The 17,422-nt window shown below is 65.3% G+C and carries 18 protein-coding genes; 9 read left to right on the forward strand and 9 right to left on the reverse strand.

Annotated elements, in window-relative coordinates:
- Window positions 1-38 precede the first annotated feature (38 nt).
- Window positions 39-1,694 carry a hypothetical protein gene (locus tag ACFC4D_RS15455; protein ID WP_376063615.1) on the forward strand — a complete coding sequence of 552 codons (1,656 nt, stop codon included), beginning with the start codon at window positions 39-41 and terminating at the stop codon, window positions 1,692-1,694.
- 12 nt (window positions 1,695-1,706) lie between these two features.
- On the opposite strand, the gene ACFC4D_RS15460 is transcribed toward ACFC4D_RS15455, so the two are convergent.
- On the reverse strand, window positions 1,707-2,288 hold the full coding sequence (locus tag ACFC4D_RS15460) for a hypothetical protein (RefSeq protein ID WP_376063616.1): 582 nt from the start codon (window positions 2,286-2,288) through the stop codon (window positions 1,707-1,709).
- 55 nt (window positions 2,289-2,343) lie between these two features.
- Here ACFC4D_RS15460 and ACFC4D_RS15465 point away from each other — a divergent pair, with 55 nt between their 5' ends.
- Window positions 2,344-3,099: a class I SAM-dependent methyltransferase gene (locus ACFC4D_RS15465; RefSeq protein WP_376063619.1), complete on the forward strand. Its 756-nt coding sequence runs from the start codon at window positions 2,344-2,346 to the stop codon at window positions 3,097-3,099.
- A 63-nt stretch (window positions 3,100-3,162) separates the two neighbouring features.
- Window positions 3,163-4,116: an SDR family NAD(P)-dependent oxidoreductase gene (locus ACFC4D_RS15470; protein ID WP_376063622.1), complete on the forward strand. Its 954-nt coding sequence runs from the start codon at window positions 3,163-3,165 to the stop codon at window positions 4,114-4,116.
- 16 nt (window positions 4,117-4,132) lie between these two features.
- Here ACFC4D_RS15470 and ACFC4D_RS15475 read toward each other — a convergent pair whose 3' ends face one another.
- On the reverse strand, window positions 4,133-4,714 hold the full coding sequence (locus ACFC4D_RS15475) for a helix-turn-helix domain-containing protein (RefSeq protein ID WP_376063624.1): 582 nt from the start codon (window positions 4,712-4,714) through the stop codon (window positions 4,133-4,135).
- 328 nt (window positions 4,715-5,042) lie between these two features.
- Here ACFC4D_RS15475 and ACFC4D_RS15480 point away from each other — a divergent pair, with 328 nt between their 5' ends.
- The gene (locus ACFC4D_RS15480; RefSeq protein WP_376063627.1) at window positions 5,043-5,855 is read left to right on the forward strand and encodes an alpha/beta fold hydrolase; all 813 of its coding nucleotides are present in this window, start codon (window positions 5,043-5,045) and stop codon (window positions 5,853-5,855) included.
- 95 nt (window positions 5,856-5,950) lie between these two features.
- Here ACFC4D_RS15480 and ACFC4D_RS15485 read toward each other — a convergent pair whose 3' ends face one another.
- Window positions 5,951-6,364, reverse strand: a complete 414-nt coding sequence (locus ACFC4D_RS15485; protein ID WP_376063629.1) for a hypothetical protein — start codon at window positions 6,362-6,364, stop codon at window positions 5,951-5,953.
- A gap of 388 nt (window positions 6,365-6,752) precedes the next feature.
- Here ACFC4D_RS15485 and ACFC4D_RS15490 point away from each other — a divergent pair, with 388 nt between their 5' ends.
- Window positions 6,753-8,066, forward strand: a complete 1,314-nt coding sequence (locus tag ACFC4D_RS15490) for an APC family permease (protein WP_376063632.1) — start codon at window positions 6,753-6,755, stop codon at window positions 8,064-8,066.
- On the opposite strand, the gene ACFC4D_RS15495 is transcribed toward ACFC4D_RS15490, so the two are convergent.
- Window positions 7,988-8,845, reverse strand: coding sequence for an SDR family NAD(P)-dependent oxidoreductase (locus tag ACFC4D_RS15495; RefSeq protein WP_376063634.1), 858 nt, complete (start codon window positions 8,843-8,845; stop codon window positions 7,988-7,990). The two genes, ACFC4D_RS15490 and ACFC4D_RS15495, sit on opposite strands and share 79 nt — an antisense overlap.
- Window positions 8,845-10,293: a cytochrome P450 gene (locus ACFC4D_RS15500; RefSeq protein WP_376063636.1), complete on the reverse strand. Its 1,449-nt coding sequence runs from the start codon at window positions 10,291-10,293 to the stop codon at window positions 8,845-8,847. The genes ACFC4D_RS15495 and ACFC4D_RS15500 overlap by 1 nt, the downstream gene beginning before the upstream one ends.
- Window positions 10,294-10,485: 192 nt before the next feature.
- On the opposite strand from ACFC4D_RS15500, the gene ACFC4D_RS15505 reads away from it, so the two are divergent.
- Window positions 10,486-11,103 (forward strand): TetR/AcrR family transcriptional regulator, encoded by a 618-nt coding sequence (locus ACFC4D_RS15505; RefSeq protein WP_376063639.1) that lies wholly within the window; start codon window positions 10,486-10,488, stop codon window positions 11,101-11,103.
- Between the two features lie 325 nt (window positions 11,104-11,428).
- On the forward strand, window positions 11,429-11,734 hold the full coding sequence (locus ACFC4D_RS15510; protein ID WP_376063700.1) for a GNAT family N-acetyltransferase: 306 nt from the start codon (window positions 11,429-11,431) through the stop codon (window positions 11,732-11,734).
- Between the two features lie 69 nt (window positions 11,735-11,803).
- Here the strand turns inward: ACFC4D_RS15510 and ACFC4D_RS15515 are convergent, their stop codons facing one another.
- Window positions 11,804-12,205 (reverse strand): hypothetical protein, encoded by a 402-nt coding sequence (locus tag ACFC4D_RS15515; RefSeq protein WP_376063641.1) that lies wholly within the window; start codon window positions 12,203-12,205, stop codon window positions 11,804-11,806.
- Between the two features lie 111 nt (window positions 12,206-12,316).
- On the opposite strand from ACFC4D_RS15515, the gene ACFC4D_RS15520 reads away from it, so the two are divergent.
- Entirely contained in the window at window positions 12,317-12,688 is a 372-nt protein-coding gene (locus ACFC4D_RS15520; protein ID WP_376063642.1) for a VOC family protein, read from the forward strand.
- Window positions 12,689-12,706: 18 nt separating this feature from the next.
- On the forward strand, window positions 12,707-13,714 hold the full coding sequence (locus ACFC4D_RS15525; RefSeq protein WP_376063643.1) for a nucleotidyl transferase AbiEii/AbiGii toxin family protein: 1,008 nt from the start codon (window positions 12,707-12,709) through the stop codon (window positions 13,712-13,714).
- On the opposite strand, the gene ACFC4D_RS15530 is transcribed toward ACFC4D_RS15525, so the two are convergent.
- The 3 genes from ACFC4D_RS15530 to ACFC4D_RS15540 form a co-directional block, all read right to left on the reverse strand.
- Window positions 13,703-14,542 (reverse strand): LuxR C-terminal-related transcriptional regulator, encoded by an 840-nt coding sequence (locus tag ACFC4D_RS15530; RefSeq protein ID WP_376063644.1) that lies wholly within the window; start codon window positions 14,540-14,542, stop codon window positions 13,703-13,705. The genes ACFC4D_RS15525 and ACFC4D_RS15530 overlap by 12 nt on opposite strands.
- 17 nt (window positions 14,543-14,559) lie before the next feature.
- Window positions 14,560-15,879, reverse strand: a complete 1,320-nt coding sequence (secY, locus tag ACFC4D_RS15535) for a preprotein translocase subunit SecY (protein WP_376063645.1) — start codon at window positions 15,877-15,879, stop codon at window positions 14,560-14,562.
- 158 nt (window positions 15,880-16,037) lie between these two features.
- Complete coding sequence (locus tag ACFC4D_RS15540; protein WP_376063647.1) at window positions 16,038-17,288, reverse strand: amidohydrolase; 1,251 nt, start codon at window positions 17,286-17,288, stop codon at window positions 16,038-16,040.
- Window positions 17,289-17,422: the final 134 nt, after the last annotated feature.

Genomic DNA, 17,422 nt, shown 5'->3' on the forward strand with positions numbered 1-17,422 from the left:
CGGTTCACAACTATGTGTACTGCAATAAACTCGAAGCCGTGTCGTCCACAGCAATGCATAGCGGTGCACCGAGTTACCAGGCACGGGCGGGCCGCGCCCTCGAAGAACACACCAAAGCGATGATCGTCGCCGCCGCCGAGCGGGTGATGATGGAACGCATCAGCTCACCGCGTCAGGGCAATTCGATCGAGCGACTCACCCTCGCCGACGTGTGCGGCGCCGCCCGCGGATACATTCGGCGTGACGGCACCGAGGGCCCAATTCCCAAGGCCACCATGTGGAAACACTTCAAGACCGTCGAAGCGCTCGCGATAGCGGTCATCGAAAATCTGACAGCGGACGATCGGCCCGTCCCGGATCAGATCGCAGCACTCACCGCACGCGACGAGCCCATTGGCACTCGGCTCGACCGGGGCGACGCGCAACGACTGGAGGCGCGATTCTCCGCCCGGCACTACGACATCGCTCGTCTGGAAGAACAGTTCGACCACGCGTCGACCGGCAATGAACACTCCGACATGCTTTTCTGGGCGGCCGAGCTCGCCGAACGTCACCTGCAACAGCGTCGGCGCGGGGATCAGCAACCGGTGGTCGCTGCCCGAGACTGGGCGCGCCGGGGAATCGCCCTGGTCGATCCGGAGGCCCGCCTGGATTGCATGATGGGAATACGCTGCACCCGTGCGGCGGCCGCAGCCGAGGTAATCCTGTGCAGGAAAACCGATTACGAGCCCACCGGCCTGAGCCGAATCCGGTCCATCAAGGAAACCGAGATGACCTTCGCCGACACGCTGGGCTGGCGGCTACACCACGAGTTGGCACGATTCCACGCCGACCACGCCCGCGCACTCGCTGAAGAGGATCCGGACCGCGAAATGCGTTCGCTCCACACGATCGCCACCACTCTGATCGAACTCTGCGGCTCCGGCCCGAGCGCCGCCCGGGAGCCGCAGGACACACTGCGAGCCAGCGAACTCGCCGATGTCATCCTCGGACTGCGCCGAATCCACATGGCATACGCGAGCCATCCCGAACACCGCCGGCTCTGCGCTGCCGTCTTCGGCGACAACATCGAAAGCATAACGCGAAAGTTGTTGTCCTGCTTCTCCGCAACCAGCAAGGAACGCCAGCGCCACGAAGGCAATATCCGAGCGCTTCTTCACCTCGACCATCTCACCCGCCCCGACCCCACCGCCGAATTCGACCGCGTCCCTTCGCCCTTGGACAGCGATGAACAGGCGGCTATCGACATGCTTCGAACCGCGGAATACGGCGTCGTCCGCGACATCCTGGTCGCGCGCTACCTGACCGCGAAAGCACACGCTCTCATCAGCCTCGACGAGAACCGCCCCGCCGAGCGCACGGTCGTCGAGCGCTCCCTGGTCCACCCCCGCCCAGCCGCTCTCATCCAGGCCGCCCTCCAGTTCTACAACCACACCGCCGCGGCGAGCCCACGCGGCGCGATAGGTGTACTCCGTGCGATCGCCGCCGCCGCCGGCGCCAACCTGAACCGCGCACACCCATCGCACGACGCCCGCACGCCTCCCGGCAGCGAATTCGACACCATCGCCAAAGCAATCAACGACCTGGTCCTGATCACCATCAGTCGCCGAAATCGCTTCACCGACAACGAGATCGAACGTCTCATCGACATGATCGATCCGATGTACTACTACATCACCTCGGGCCGGAACTGAACGGCCGAGGCATCAGTTCAGGTAGTCCTCTTCCAGCCGTTCCACCACCCACGCCCAATAGGCGGACTTCTCCCACTCGTGCGCGCGGATCGCGGCGATCAGCTCGCGCGCGGTAGCGTCGGAGTCCGGATCCTCCAGCGGCGCGGCCAGAGTCGCCATCAGCGCCACCGCGCCCGCCGCCTCGCGCACCGAGGCGAATGCAATGCCCTGATCACCCTCGCCATGATCCCACCCGCTCGGGGCGTAGACCTGCACTACGCCCGTCTCGCCATCGAGCATCAGGGTCATTTCCCCGTAGAAGGTGCCCAGTCCGTAGGCGTACTTCGCGGGCGGAGAATCATCGTCGGGGTAGCGGCGGCCGAACAGCTCGTCCGGATCCGCTTCCCACATACCCTTTTCCGGCAGGTCCGCGGAGTCGAACCACTCGCGGTCGATCGCTACCGCCGGAAATCCCACCTCGGTGAAGAAGGCCCGTGACTCGGCGTGCTCGAGTCGCTCGGGCAACTCGGCCGGACGCCATAGCGCATCGCCGCCGACCTGCGCGGCCAGCCACTCGGGCGTGGGGCTCGCCGCGTTGTTGATCTCGATCGTCATGGAGCCATTTAACATCGCGCCCGCACATCGACTTCGGCCACGGCACTATGGAGCGATGACTCCGACACCGGAAAGCCGTTCGCTCCCAGCTGATTCCGCGCTGGTCAGCGACTACGACAGTATCGCCGAGGGGTATACCGCCGAGAATGAGAACAGTCTGCTGAACGCGTACTACGAGCGTCCCGCGATGCTGGAGCTGGCCGGGGATGTCGAGGGTCGGCGGATTCTCGATGCCGGGTGCGGAGCGGGGCCGCTATTCGCCGAGCTACGCGATCGCGGGGCCATCATGACCGGAATCGATGCCAGCGCAGGGATGTTGGAGCAGGCCCGGCTGCGACTGGGTCCCGATGCGGATCTGCGTATCGCCGATCTGGCTGAGCCGCTGCCTTTTCCGGATGCCGCGTTCGATGACATCGTCGCGTCCCTGGTGCTGCACTATCTACGCGACTGGGGACCGGCGCTGGCGGAACTGTGCCGGGTGCTGCGGCCCGGCGGCCGCCTCATCGTCTCGGTCGAGCACCCATTCGCGATCCATCTTGCCGAACGCGCCGACGGGCGGAAGAACGACTATTTCGATACCCGCAACCGTGTCGAGGAATGGACCATGGGCGGGCAGACCGCGAAGGTGAGCTTCTGGGACCGGCCACTGCACGCGATGACCAATGCCTTCATCGCCGCGGGTCTGCACATTGATGTCATCAGCGAACCACCTGCCACGCCCGCCGCCCGCGAACTGTTCCCCGAGGTGTTCGGCCAGGTGACCGGTTCGAGCTTCCTGGCTTTCCTGTTCTTCGTCCTTCATCGCGACTGATCGGGGTGCTCACGCCAGTGAGGTGTGAGGGCGGTGCAAGAGCCCGGGGTGAGGGTTGATGGCATGACGTGGGAGAGCGGCTATCGCGCCGATGGAAAGACCGTTCTGGTGACCGGTGCCAATACAGGCATCGGGTATTTCGCCGCGGAGCAACTCGCGGCCGCCGGGGCGACGGTGGTGCTGGGTTGCCGCGACGCAGGCAAGGCGGAGCTGGCCACGGCCGCGATTCGGGCTCGGGTCGACCGAGCTCGGGTTCATCAGGTGCGCGTGGATTTGGCGAATCTGGAGTCGCTGCCCGCGACAGTGGACGCGCTCGGCGTCGACGCCCTGGACGCTGTCGTGCTCAACGCCGGTGTCCTGCTGTCCGGTCCCGAACGCCGTCTGAGCGCTCAGGGCCACGAATTGATGTTCGCCACGAACCATCTCGGGCATTTCGCGCTGGTCGCGCACCTCGCGCCATTGCTCTCGGCTGCCCGTGACAGTCGAGTGATCACCGTGGGCAGCTTCGCGGCCCGCTCGGAGCAGCTCGATCTCGCCGATCTCGAATCCGAACACGACTACCGATCCAAGCGCACCTATGGGCGGTCCAAGCTGGCGCAGATGCTGTTCGGCTTCGAGCTCGATCGCCGGTTGCGAAGGCTCGACGCCGAGATGGCGAGCATTGTCGTGCACCCCGGTGGTGCGTTGGACGCGTTGACTCCGGCACGGCCACCGATATTCGCGCGCACCACAGCGCAACGTTTGACTGGACTGCCCGCCGGGCTCGCACTGCACGGCAAGGACGCGGGCGCGCATCCCATCGTCCGCGCCGTGCTGGACCCCGATATCTCCGGCGGAGAGCTGTGGGGGCCACGGGTTTTCGGTCTCCGTGGACAGCCACATCGGGAAACGCCGCGACCGCACATGAGCGACCTCGACACTGCTGCCGAATTATGGACCGCCAGTGCGGCACTCACCGGTGTCGACCCGTTCGATTCTGCGGCAGTGCCCGATTCCTCGCACGCACCGCGCCGATAGCGGCCGCCGAGGACGCTCACCCCTGCGAGCCGGTGTGCACGTGTGATCGCAGCCCTTGCGGCCCGAACAGGATGAGCAATTCGACCGCTCCGCCATCGGCGCTGCCCAGCCAGTGCGGTACCGAGGTGTCGAATTCGGCGGCCTGGCCGGGCGGCAGGGTCAGATCGCGGGTGCCGACCAGCAATCGAAGACGGCCGTTGAGCACGTACAGCCATTCGAAGCCGTCGTGTGTCTGTGGCGTCGGCTCGAGTGGCGCCGGACGTGCGGGGATCATCATCTTGAACGCGTGAACGCCGCCTGGTCGCCGGGACAGCGGCACGAAGATCATCCCCGACCGGTGGATCGGTTTGAGGTGGATGCGGGGATCGCCGGTACGGGGCGCGCCGACGAGATCGTCCAATGGCACGTCATAGGTGCGAGAAAGCGGAAGCAGCAGTTCGAGGGTGGCTCGGCGCTGGCCGCTCTCGAGCCGGGACAGTGTGCTCTCGGAAACGCCGGTCGTCGCCGCGAGCGCGGCGAGGGTGATGCCGCGCTCGCGGCGTAGTGCGCGCAGGCGCGGGCCGACCGCGTCGAGCACCTCATCGGTATCGAAGTCCACGCATCCATCTTGCCGAAACCGCAAGTTCGCGTGCCAGACGAGGGTGCGCCGACTGAGACTGGGGCCATTCCGGCCTATCGCCGGATCCGCACCCGCTCAGGAGGACAGCGTGCCAAACATCAAGCGCCATAACGTGACTCGTCTTTCGAGGCTACTGAGCGCCGGGCGCGCGGTCATCGCGATCGTCCTGGCACTGTTATTGACGATGGCGGCCGCAGCCTGCTCAACTGCACCACCGGCGGTCCCTTCCTACGCTGCTGCCACCCACGACGATCCTCGGTTCGAGAACACTTTCCGACACGAATTCACCGACGTCGACGGCGTTCGCATGCACTATGTGACCGGCGGCAAGGGCACCCCGGTGGTACTGATCCACGGCTGGCCGCAAACCTGGTACGGCTGGTGGCCGATCATGCCCGCGCTCGCCGAGCACCATACGGTTTACGCCATCGACCTTCCGGGACTCGGCGACAGCGTCGGTGCACCCAGCGGTTTCGACAAGGCGACCCTCGCCCGGTACGTGCACACCCTGATCGCCGATCGGCTGGGCGTGCGGGACGCGCGCGTCGTCGGCCATGACTTCGGAGCCGCGGTCGCCTTCCAATACGCCGACCAGTTCCCCGCCGACACCGCCCGCCTCGGTTACCTCGACCTACCGCTCCCCGGCCCCGCGATCGATGCATCCACCTATCGAACATTGAGCTGGCATATCGCATTTCACTCCCAGCGCCGAGTTCCCGAAGCGATCGTCGGCGACCATGTCCGCGAGTATCTGGCGATGTTCTATCCGCAGGTCTCCTTCGGCGGCACCGCATTCGGGGGCACCTCCCAGCGCTCTCCCTTCACCGATGCCGACATCGACGAATTCGCGCGCACCTACAACCGGCCATCGGCACTGTCGGGCGGATTCGAGCTCTATCGCGCGCTCGACACCGATGTCCGCGACGCCGTGGCTGACGCCCCGACAGCGGTCCCGACGCTGCTCATGACCGCCCAGGGACAACTCGAGCCCATTCGCGCCACAGTCGCACCACGCATGAGCAATATCGTTCGGGCCGTTGATGTTCCGCATGCGGGCCACTGGCTGGTCGAGGAGAATCCCGACTTCGTCACCGCGGAGCTCGAACAGTTCCTGGATTGAGGATTTCCAGAGCTGCGCGGGTAATGCTCTGCGGGGACGCCGGCTCCGGTAACGCTGTGATCATCTCCAGTTCCCTGTCGCCGCACCGGCCGTGCTCATCGGCGTGAGGCCGGACGGTGCAGGATGTACCGCGCACTGACGCCCTCGGTTTCGAGGTAGGCGAGTTCCCCGGCGAGGCACGAGACGACCACATTGTCATCCCAGCCGACGATCGACTCCAATGCGCCCGCCAGGGGAACCTCGACTTCCGTTGGACCGGAACGCCCGTCGAGAACGACACAGGAGGCGGGAGCTCCGAGAGCATGCAGCGCGGCCGTTATCTCCGGGGCCGTCTGCCGTCCCGGTGCGATCGGCTCGATCCAGCGTTCGTCGATGCTGCGGTAGATGCCGTCCGCGATCAATCCACCGAAACCAGAGCGTCGCAGCAGATCTCGCGCCCGTTCCCGCTGGAAGCGATGAACGAACGCGTCGACGAAACCGTCGGCGTGTGGAGTCGGGTTCTCGGGCATGGGGTTCCGTTCAGCTCGGGCCGGTCAACGCAGGACCGACGTGCCGGAGGTGCAATCGGACCACTGGCTGAGGGTCCGGGTCCGTCACTGCTGCCATCTCCGCGATAGCGGTTCACGTGATTGCCGAACACATGACGGATCGGTTCATCCGCCCCGCCGCCCTCACTCGCCGTGAGAGTCACGGTAATCCTCCGCTCCGTGGTTCGCGTGTACCGCGAGCTCGGCGAGTGGCGTGGTGAGAGTGCGGCGTCCGGGTGATCATCCCGACCCCATGAAACCCCTCGGGTTGTGCGTATGACCGGCAAACCCCACGTCGCAGCGGTCCATCGGTAGCAGCGCGCGGTGCCAGCGGCTAGGGTCGCGCCGTGTCGATGGTGAGGAGCAGCCCGTGACGAACAGTGCGTCCCCCGGTTCGTCGGCGGGGCAGCTCGTTCGCAGCCTCGGCACGGGCGATGCCGTGGTGGTCGGGCTCGGTGCGATGATCGGCGCGGGGATCTTCGCCTCGCTCGGTCCTGCCGCGCACGCGGCCGGGTCGGGTCTGCTGCTGGGGTTGGTCGTCGCTGGAGTCGTCGCGTACTGCAATGCGACATCCTCCGCGCGCCTGGCAGCCCGCTATCCGGCCTCCGGTGGCACCTACGTCTACGGTCGCGAGCGGCTCGGCGAATTCTGGGGCTATTTGGCGGGCTGGAGTTTCATCGTCGGCAAGAGCGCCTCGTGTGCGGCGATGGCGTTGACGGTCGGCACATATCTCTGCCCCGGGCACGCACATGCGGTCGCGGTCGCCTCGGTGGTGGCTCTGACCGCAGTGAACTACGGCGGAATTCAGAAGTCCGCGTGGCTGACCCGGGTGATTGTCGGGGTCGTGCTGGCGGTGCTGGCTGCGGTGGTCACTGCCGCGTTCAGCAGCGGCCATACCGACACCGCACGGCTCGCGATCGGCGGCGATACCTCCGTCACCGGCATCATGCAGGCGGCGGGCCTGGTGTTTTTCGCGTTCGCCGGATACGCGCGCATCGCGACCCTCGGCGAGGAAGTCCGCGATCCCGAGCGCACGATCCCCCGCGCCATCCCCGCAGCCCTGGGCATCACCTTGCTCGTCTATGCGACGGTCGCGGTCGCGGCCCTGCTCGTCCTTGGACCACAGCAACTTTCGACCGCGACGGCTCCGCTGACGGAGTTGGTGCGGGTTTCCGGTCATGAATGGTTGGTCCCGGTTGTGCGGGTCGGTGCAGCGGTGGCGGCGCTGGGTTCGCTGCTGGCGTTGATCCTGGGTGTCTCGCGCACCACACTCGCCATGGCGCGGGATCGACACCTGCCTTCGGTGTTCGCGGCCGTGCATCCACGGTTCCAGGTCCCCCATCGCGCCGAGCTAGCCGTCGGTGTGGTGGTGGCAATCGCCGCCGCCACAACGGATTTGCGCGCTGCGATCGGATTCTCCTCCTTCGGAGTGCTGCTCTATTACGCGGTCGCGAACGCGGCCGCATGGACATTGACCGTTGACGAGCGTCGCCCTCCGCGAGCTGTTCCTGTTCTCGGGCTGATCGGTTGTCTCGCATTGGCTTTCACGTTGCCACAGAGATCGGTGTTGTCCGGTGTGCTGGTGATCGGGTGTGGCGCCGCCATCTACGCGGTGCGACGACTGGTCATGGTGTTGAGCAGGCGGCGCGCGAGGGGCATCGCGGGCCGGATCAGATCGAAGTAGTGGGTCGGCACCGCGGTGGCTAGTGCGTGCATCAGGTGCGCGTCCGCGCCGATGAGAATCCGGGCATGGCCCCTCTCGATACCGTGCTGGATGGTTGCCGCGGCCTGCTCCGGAGTGGTCCTGGCCAGCGCGGTGAAGTTCCGGTGGAAGAGTTCGGGATCGGTATTGCCCAAGGCGTCCACGTGGACCCGGCCTGCGCGGGTGATGGGGGTGTCGATGCCGCCGGGGTGCACCGTGATCGCGTGCACGCCGGTGCCGTGCAGTTCATGGCGCAGTGCTTCGGTGTATCCGCGCACCGCGAACTTCGAGGCGCAGTAGGTACTTTGAGTCGGGAAAGCCAATAGCCCGAAAATACTGGACACGTTGACAATCGCCCCCGAGCGTTGCTCGAGCAAGTACGGGAGGAACGCACGGGTGCCATGTGCGACGCCCCAGAAGTTGATGTCCATCAGCCATTTGTCGTCCTCGTACTCCGCGTCGGCGACGGTCTGGGAGACCACGACACCCGCGTTGTTCACGACCGCGCCGAGCGGAGCCGGAGCCCACGCGGATACTGCGCCCACCCAATCGATGTGAGCATCTCGATCGCGAACATCGAGTACCCGGGTCAGATATGGTCCGGACAGTCGAGCACCGGTCTGCGCCAGCCCCTCGGCGTTCCAATCACTCACCGCGACAGGGCATCCCATCGCCGATAGCCGGACCGCCAACGCCCGGCCGATCCCCGAACCCGCGCCGCTGATCACCACGGTCCGGCCGGCGAGCAGTACACGGGACATCAGGGGGTGCCCGCCGGGATGTCGGTACGCCTGCGGACCACCATCGGTAGCCCGCCTTTGGGACGCAGCGAGGTCGCGCCTTCCTCCACGACTTTCCAGCCCGGGACGGGATCGAGAACGTAGCGCTGACTCACCGCCGCCGCGATCAAAGTCCCTTCCAGGAAAGCGAATTGGGAACCGATACAGATCCGCCGCCCGCCGCCGAACGGCAGATACGCCCCGCGCGGACGGTCCTTGCCCGCGCCGGGCAGGAATCGGGAGGGGTCGAATCGTTGCGGGTCAGGCCAATACGCGGGGTCTCGGTGAATCTCGTGGGTCAGCACGATCACGATCGATCCGGCCTTGACGCGGTAACCGCCGAGAACGTCGTCCTGATGAGCGGTGCGCATCGCCAGATAGACCGGCGGGTGGATCCGCAGCGCCTCGCTGAAACACGCTTGCGTCCAAGGCAACTGGTCGATATCGGCGGCGGTCGGTGTACGTCCCCGCAATACCGTGTCGACCTCGTCGAGCATGCGCTGCCGTGCCTCCGGGTTTTCGGACAGCAGATGCCAGAACCAGGCGAGTCCCGACGCGGTGGTCTCGTGCCCCGCCCCGAGGAAGGTCAAAGCCTGCGCCAGCAGTTCGGGATGACTCAAGCGCGTGCCATCCGCACCGCTGCGGGCATCGAGCAGCATGCCGAGGAAATCGCCGGTGGGCGCGGCGGGATCGTGCGTGCGCTCATCGATATGCCGCTGCATCAGCCTGTCCATCTGGCGCAATCGGCGATCGATCCGGCGCGTGCGCCAATGCGCCCGTGCCGCCAAACCCAGGCTGACGCCGGGGACCGCCTGTAAGACCCAGGTGGCCGCCGAGGCTCCGACGAACAGCATGTCGTGCAGCACTTCGGCGAGCGCCGCACCGATCTCGGCGATTTCCCGATCGGTGAGGTTGGTGCTGAACAGCGTCTCCGCCGCGATTTCCAGAGTCGTGCGCATCATCTCCTGCGCGATATCGCGCCGCGCGCGGTCCGGGCTGCGGTCCCAGCGTTCGAGCATGGCGAGCGTGCGTCGAGTCATGGTGTCCGCGAAGGGATCCAGACGCCTGCGAGTGAACATCGGGTTCAGCATTTTGCGGTCGCGCTGCCACCGTTCGCCGCGACTGGTGACCAGTCCGGTACGCAATCCCAGTGCGGGAACATCGTATTCGCGTCCCTTGCTGTAAATGTCCTGCCTGCCGATGAATACGCGTTCGGCCTCGGGCGCTCGGCTCACGAACACGATCTCGACTCCGGGACCGCTGACCCTGATGGTCGGTCCGTACTTGCGGAACAGGCCGTGCAGTTCGGGCACGATATCGCGCTGCATCGCGCGGGTGAGTGCGGGAACCGCCCAGAGCGGCACCGCGGGTGGGAGGGGTCGGGTCGCTGGATCCTGCGGCGCGTAACTGTCGAGAGCGACGTTACTCATGGTCAAACCTCCAGAGCGCGCGCACATTACGGGCGATGGGCTTGCCGCGGCGTCGAAATCAGCGGTTCCATCGCGGGTCTTCCGCGCGACGACATTAAGATTCTTACAAGATAGACAGATTGCGTCGATTTGTCATCCAAACAATGTTCCGGCGACCGATCCGACCGCAGGGCTGAACTAGGATTCGTGGCTATGGCACGTGAACGCGCGGGTGAGCGCGCCGAGGCGACGGCAGAACGCATCCTCGACGGAGCGTTGCGCGCCGGGGAGATCTACGGCTTCCGCAAGCTGACCATGGACGAGATCGCCAAACACGCGGGCCTGGCCCGGGTGACGATCTACACGCACTACGCGAACAAGGACGCGATCGTCTCCGCGCTGGTGAGTCGCGAACTCCAGGCGGTGCTGGCGACGGTCAGCGCGATCGGCGACGCGCAAACCGATCCCGTGGAGCGATTGGTCGAAATGTTCACCTTCGGATACGGCTGGCTGCGTGATCACGCACTGCTGCAACGGATTATCCGCACCGAACCCGAAGCGATACTGCCGTACGCGGCCTATGACAGCCCGCTGCTCGTGGTGGGCAGGCAGTGGATCGCAGGCCAACTCGCGACAAGTTTCTCAGGCGGCGACCAGGACCCCGAGGTCTTCGAGGAGGCCGCAGAATTGATCGTCCGCATCGTCCAATCACTGGTGCTCAGCCCGGTATCGATCTACGACCTGACCGACCCCGACGGCGTCCGCACGCTCGTGCGCCGCTGGATCATTCCCATTGTGCAGGAAGCGGTTTCGGGCGTTCGGGCCGACTGATACTCACCGCCCGGTGTCACCCGGTGCGCGCCAAGCCGAGACGGATGGGGCCAAGTCGAAGCCGGTCACCAGGCGCCGGGCAAGCACCGCAAACTGTTGGGTGCGGTAAGCGCGGTCGGTGATCGCGTCGGCGTGAGCGCACCCTGGTGTCCCGCCCGGGCAAGTACAGTGCCCAGGTGGCTGTCACCGTGGAACCCCTGACCGTGGTCGATGACGAAATCGTCGAAGCATTCGACCGCCTCCTCCCCCAACTCTCGACAACGGCCCCCGCCTCGACCGAACCGCCCTGACCCACCTCGCTACCGCCGACGCAACCACCGTCCTGATAGCCCGAAGCGACGAAAAGATAGTCGGCACACTAACTCTGGTGATGTTCCCCCTCCCCTCTGGCCTCCGAGCCCGCGTAGAAGACGTCGTAGTAGACGACACCGCCCGCGGCCAAGGCGTAGGCGCCCTCCTGATCGAAGCCGCCAAATCCCGCGCAACCGCCGCCGGCGCCCGAACCCTCGACCTAACCTCCCGCCCCTCCCGAACCGCCGCCAACCACCTCTACGAACGCCTCGACTTCCACCCCCGAGACTCCCGGGTCTACCGCTTCATCCCGGCCGACCGTGGCCGATCCCGAGCGTGAACTCGGGACAACGTGCAGCGCCAGAACAGCCCCCACTCCCAATCAGCTGAATCGGCAGACGTTCTCGCGCTACCGGCGTTCGATCATCCGCCGGAATTCCTCCTCGTGCGGCCCGGACAGCTCGTAACTGACCGTCACTGGCGAGGTCGGTCCGACCTTCGGTGTCGGGCCCGGCAGCCATTCGCGTGTTAGCCGTTGAAATGCGCTGTAGGACAACGGCACTGTCTCACCCTCCAGCTCCGAATGTGCAATCCCGCCCCGCCGGCCCTTCACGATGGGTTCCTTACCCTCGCGCGGCCACCACATCGGTGCCAATTCGTCCGAAGTCAGTGCGACATATATGTCTTCAATGCCGACCCAGTTACGGCCAGCCCCGGTAGCGATATCGGCTGCGTTTCGCAGCATGCGGATCAGCGAGGGCGCGACCCCGTCGACCGTCACCCGGCATTCATCCCGCAGTTCACTCGTCATGGCGACAAGGCTAGGTCGAGGCATCGCCTACCGCTCGTGCTTGCCGTTTGTGGTAGGCAGGTGATGACGCTCTCGGGGCGAGACTCGGAGCACTGAGTTCCTGGGGGAACGATGGCCGGTATAGCCAAGTTCGGGGCGATCTCGCTCGATAGCAAAGATCCGCATGAGCTCGGGCAGTTCTATCAAGCGTTGCTGGGGTTCGAGATTCGGTATGAGACCGAGGATGTGGTTGTGATGCGCGGGGACGGGGTGATGTTGACGGTCGAGCGGGTGGCCGATCATGTGCCGCCGGATTGGCCCGAGAACAAGGTTCCCAAGCAGATGCATATGGAACTGTTTGTGGCAGAACTGGATAGCGGGGAGGAGGCGGCGGTTGCGCTCGGGGCGGTCAAGCCGGAGTTTCAGCCTGCGCCGGATCGGTGGCGGGTGCTGTTGGATCCGTCGGGGCATCCGTTCTGCTTGACGGTTCCGCCCAGCGTCTAGTGGTGCGAGCGTCGAATTATGGACACTGCTGATCCGCATCGGGTTGCGCTGGATCATGTCCTGGCCGTGGTGGCCAATTCGGACTGGGGCGCGGGAATGGTGTTGCGCGGCAGTATGACTCTGCTGGCGTGGCTCGGACCCGAGGCTCGACCACCGGGCGATCTCGACTGGATTGTGCTCGAACCGCAGTTCTGCGATCCCCTCGATCCCTACCCGTTCCTGGACTCCATCGAAACGGTTCAACAGTGGCCGGAGGCCGAAGACGGCGCTGCCCGCTCGGAGATCTGGACCGACGAGGACTTCGACACCTTCGGCCTGCGCCCGAAACTTCCCCCGGAAGGTTTGCGGTGGATCCGCGCCGATGAATTCGAACGCCCTTCGCTACAGGAGGATTTGACCGCCGCCATCTCATGCGATCGATTCGCCAGTGATGACGTCACACTCAATCCCCGCGGCATTCGGACCGACGAGCAATGGCCGTATTTCGACAGCTACGGCAGCACCGGCACCAGACTGATTGTGCCGTGGGACAGCGAGGATTACGGATCCGGCCAGCTACACCTGGATTTCGCCGTCGACCACACCCTGCCCGCCCCACCCGTGTGGACCGCGATCCCTCGCGCCGACGGCCGCCCACCAACCCCGGTCCCGACCGCCTCCAGAGAACTATCCCTGGCTTGGAAACTGCTCTGGCTGCACACCGATGCGACCGAATCCGGCCACGCGAACGGCAAGGATCTCTACGACGCGGTCCTGCTGGCCGAATCCCCGCACACCGCACTCACCGCCCGACTGCTGCGCGCAGTTCTCGGTACCAGAACTCGCGACCTCACTCCCACCGCCGTGCGGGATTGGGAAGTCGACTGGACCGATTTCCGCACCAGCCACCCTGACGTTCGCGGCGAACTCGGCGACTGGCTCGACCGGCTGATCCGAGCCCTCGAACCGAATCTTGCTCTCGCAGTGCGGAAAACGACTCGCGGTGCCGACGCCTGCCCCGTCGAAGCCGAGGATTCAAGCGCGTAGACCGGGCGGCATGACCTCGCGGGGAACGATGCGGCGGGTGTGGGCGTAGACGGCGGCGTGGACGCGGTCGCGGACGCCGAGTTTGGATAGGACGTTGGAGACGTGGGTTTTGACTGTCTGTTCGCCTACGCCAAGGATGCGGGCGATTTCGGGGTTGGTGTAGGCGTTGGCTATCAGGAGTAGGACCTGATGTTCACGGGCGGTGAGGGATTCGAGTTCGGGGGCTGCGGGGAAGGGGTCGATTCCGGTGGCCAGGCGTGCCATGAGGCGGCGGGTGAGGCTGGGGTCGATGAGGGCGGTGCCGTGGGCGGCGGTGCGGATGGCTGAGAGCAGGCCCGCCGAGGGAAGCGTTTTGCTGAGGAATCCGGTGGCACCGAGACTCATTGCACGGTAGAGGTTTTCGTCGGATTCGTGGTTGGTGAGGGTGAGGATTCGGGTGGGACTCTCGGGTGCGGTCGCGGCGGCCTCGAGGCCCGGCATGTCCAGCGAGATCAGGGCCACATCGGGTTGCAGGCGCTGGATTTCGCGGAGGGCGGCCACGCCGTCACCGACCTCGGCGACGCATTCGATGTCGGGCTGGCCGCTGATCACCGAGCGCAATCCCGAACGGAACACCAGATGTCCGTCGGCGATCAGCACCGAAATCGCTGACAGCGATGCGGCATCGGGGGCCGCGGGTGTGTGCTCGGCGAGACTGGCGACCTCGACGGGAGCGGGCAGCGGCGCGTTCCCGACCGTTCCGCTGACCGTCAGCGTCGCCGCGGTGACGGCAACCGCCAGTGATGACGCGGCCCGCAGCAGCGGACGTCCCGATGTATTCGTGGCCATACCTTCCGACCTTAGGGTCAGCGCAGGAAACCTTCATAGTTCCGGTTCAACAGCTGGCTTTCGATTTGTTTGACCGTATCGAGGCCGACGCTCACCACGATCAGCACAGATGTGCCGCCGAGCGCCAAAGTTTGGGTGGTGTCGGTAGCCCCGAAGTGCAATAGCAGGTTCGGCAGCACCGCGACCACGCCGAGGTAGAGCGACCCGGGCAGCGTGATGCGGCTCAGCACATAGCTGAGGTAGTCCGAGGTCGGCTTCCCCGGGCGATATCCCGGAATGAAGCCGGCGTACTTCTTCATCTCATCCGCGCGCTCCTCCGGATTGAAGGTGATCGCGACATAGAAGTAGGTGAAGAACACGATCATCGCGAAGTAGACCCCGACATACACCGGACTGCTCGGATTGACCAGGTACTTCGAAATCCACACCTGCCACGTCGACGGATTCCCCGAATCGCTCCGAGTCAACTGCGCCAACAGATTCGGCAGATACAGCAGCGACGACGCGAAGATCACCGGAATAACCCCGGCCTGATTCACCTTCAAGGGCAGGTACGTCGACGACCCGCCATACATCTTGCGTCCCACCACGCGTTTGGCGTACTGCACCGGAATCCGCCGCTGCCCCTGCTCCACGAACACCACTCCGACGATCGTCAGCAATGCCGCACCGCAGATCCCGGCGAAAACGAGCACACCCTGACTGTCGAGAATCGCCATGCCCTGCGTGGGAATCCGCGCCGCGATACCGGCGAAGATCAACAGCGACATCCCGTTTCCCACACCGCGCTCGGTGATCAGCTCGCCGAACCACATGGTCAGCGCCGCACCGGCGGTCATGACGAGCACGATGATGATCATCGAGAACAGCGAACTATCCGCCAGCACGGACTTATCGCACCCCGGCAGCAGCTGCCCGTGCCCGGCCAGCGCCACCAGCGTCGACGCCTGCAACACCGCCAGTGCGACAGACAGATACCGCGTGTACTGCGTGATCTTGTTCTGCCCGGTCTGCCCCTCCTTGCGCAACTCCTCGAACCGCGGAATCACCACGGCCAGCAACTGGGTGATGATGCTCGCGGTGATATACGGCATGATCCCGATCGCGAACACCGTGAGCTGCAACAGCGCCCCACCGGAGAACAAACTGATCAGCTGATAGATCCCACCCGATTGCCCACCGGACGCGTTGTCGACACAACTGCGCACCCCCTTGTAGTCGACCCCGGGCGACGGCAGTGTCGCCCCGAGCCGATACAGCGCGAGCAGTCCGAGCGTGAGCAGAATCTTCCGCCGCAGGTCCGGGGTCCGCAAAGCGGGCGCGAGGGCGGAAAGCAAGGATCCTCCTGTGAACGTGGCTGTTGCACAGGCGAATCCCGCTATGAATGATCAGCGTCGAGCCTGCCGGGACCCTCGACGCTACGGATCACCGACCCTCGCACACGTCGCCCGCAGGGCGGACATCCGTCTCCCTCGATCGGGGGAATCGCGGGCCGTCAGCTCTTCCCGAGCCAGACCAGAAAGGCCACGACCATCGCCTGCACGCCGGTATCGAGCGTGGGTTGCAGGGCCGGGGCGAACTGCGGACTGTGGTTGGTCGGAATGTCCTTGCCGCTGTCGAACAGCGCAGAATCGGTGCAGCCGATCACCCAGTACAGGTATGGCACTCCGAACGCTTTGGGGATCTCCGGAAAATCCTCGCTGGGCGTCGCCGACCCTGTCTGCGCATAAGCGGCACCGAAGAATTCGGCGAACGCGGCAGCGACCTTGCCACTGACTTCCGGATCATTGATCACCGGTTCGGTATCGACGATTTTCACCACATCCGGCTTCTTCTGCACCCCCGCCGCCTGCGCCACCGCATCCACGATCCGCCGAATCGACGCCTCGAAATGCGCGCGGGTGCCGTCGTCGTACGACCGAGTGCTGAGCTGCAACTCCGCGGTATCGGCAATGACATTGCCCGCGTTTCCCGCACGGATCTTGCCCACGGTCAGCGACGCCGGTGTCTTCGCGGCCAACTCCCGCGAGACGATCGTCTGCAGTGCCAGCACCGTCGAGGCCGCGATCACCACCGGATCGATCGCCGCCTCGGGCATCGAACCGTGTGCCCCGCGCCCGTGGATCGTGATGTCGAACAACTGCGCCGACGATAGGAAAGGCCCCGGACAGATCTTCACCTCCCCGGCCCGAAACGGCAGAACATGCTGCGCCAGCGCCACATCCGGCGCCGGAATCCGATCGGTCAACCCATCGGCCACCATTCCCGCGGCCCCCGCCCCGGTCTCCTCCCCCGGCTGGAACAACACCTCGAGCGTGCCCTGCCACATGTCCCGCGCCGAGGCCATCAACCGTGCCGCACCCAACAGCCCGGCGGTATGAATGTCATGCCCGCACGCGTGCATCACCGGAAACTCATTGCCGAATCTATCTTTTCCAGTCACCGTGCTGGCATACGGCAGCCCCGTCTCCTCCCGCACCGGCAGCGCATCCATATCCGCGCGAGCCAGCACACACGGCCCCGGCCCATTGCGCAGAATTCCGACAACCCCGGTCGTGCCGATCCCTTCGACCACCTCGAATCCCCACTCGCGCAACAGCTTCGCAACCAGACCAGCGGTCTCGACTTCCATCATCCCGAGCTCCGGATGGGCATGCAGTCTCCGGTAGTACCCCTCCACCTCGGAGCGAATCCCCTCGAGACCCTTCAGAACCGTTTGCGCGTCGGATGTAGACACAGGTGCCACCTTTCCCGGGACGAGGACCAAGGACTGATCGCTATCGGATAGCAGTCCTCGATCCCATCACATCCACCCGCCCCAAACCTGCGGAAGCGCGATGCGCGGTATGAATTCGAATCCGCGCACGACAGGAGGCGAGC

It is taken from the genome of Nocardia sp. NPDC056000, from assembly GCF_042269265.1.
GTDB lineage: Bacteria > Actinomycetota > Actinomycetes > Mycobacteriales > Mycobacteriaceae > Nocardia.

Bases quoted from the DNA above. Each gene is read 5' to 3' on its own strand.
- ACFC4D_RS15460 (WP_376063616.1), bottom strand. From the start codon at position 2,288: ATGACGATCGAGATCAACAACGCGGCGAGCCCCACGCCCGAGTGGCTG.
- ACFC4D_RS15465 (WP_376063619.1), top strand. From the start codon at position 2,344: ATGACTCCGACACCGGAAAGCCGTTCGCTCCCAGCTGATTCCGCGCTG.
- ACFC4D_RS15470 (WP_376063622.1), top strand. From the start codon at position 3,163: ATGACGTGGGAGAGCGGCTATCGCGCCGATGGAAAGACCGTTCTGGTG.
- ACFC4D_RS15480 (WP_376063627.1), top strand. From the start codon at position 5,043: ATGCACTATGTGACCGGCGGCAAGGGCACCCCGGTGGTACTGATCCAC.
- ACFC4D_RS15485 (WP_376063629.1), bottom strand. From the start codon at position 6,364: ATGCCCGAGAACCCGACTCCACACGCCGACGGTTTCGTCGACGCGTTC.
- ACFC4D_RS15495 (WP_376063634.1), bottom strand. From the start codon at position 8,845: ATGTCCCGTGTACTGCTCGCCGGCCGGACCGTGGTGATCAGCGGCGCG.
- ACFC4D_RS15500 (WP_376063636.1), bottom strand. From the start codon at position 10,293: ATGAGTAACGTCGCTCTCGACAGTTACGCGCCGCAGGATCCAGCGACC.
- ACFC4D_RS15505 (WP_376063639.1), top strand. From the start codon at position 10,486: ATGGCACGTGAACGCGCGGGTGAGCGCGCCGAGGCGACGGCAGAACGC.
- ACFC4D_RS15515 (WP_376063641.1), bottom strand. From the start codon at position 12,205: ATGACGAGTGAACTGCGGGATGAATGCCGGGTGACGGTCGACGGGGTC.
- ACFC4D_RS15520 (WP_376063642.1), top strand. From the start codon at position 12,317: ATGGCCGGTATAGCCAAGTTCGGGGCGATCTCGCTCGATAGCAAAGAT.
- ACFC4D_RS15525 (WP_376063643.1), top strand. From the start codon at position 12,707: ATGGACACTGCTGATCCGCATCGGGTTGCGCTGGATCATGTCCTGGCC.
- ACFC4D_RS15530 (WP_376063644.1), bottom strand. From the start codon at position 14,542: ATGGCCACGAATACATCGGGACGTCCGCTGCTGCGGGCCGCGTCATCA.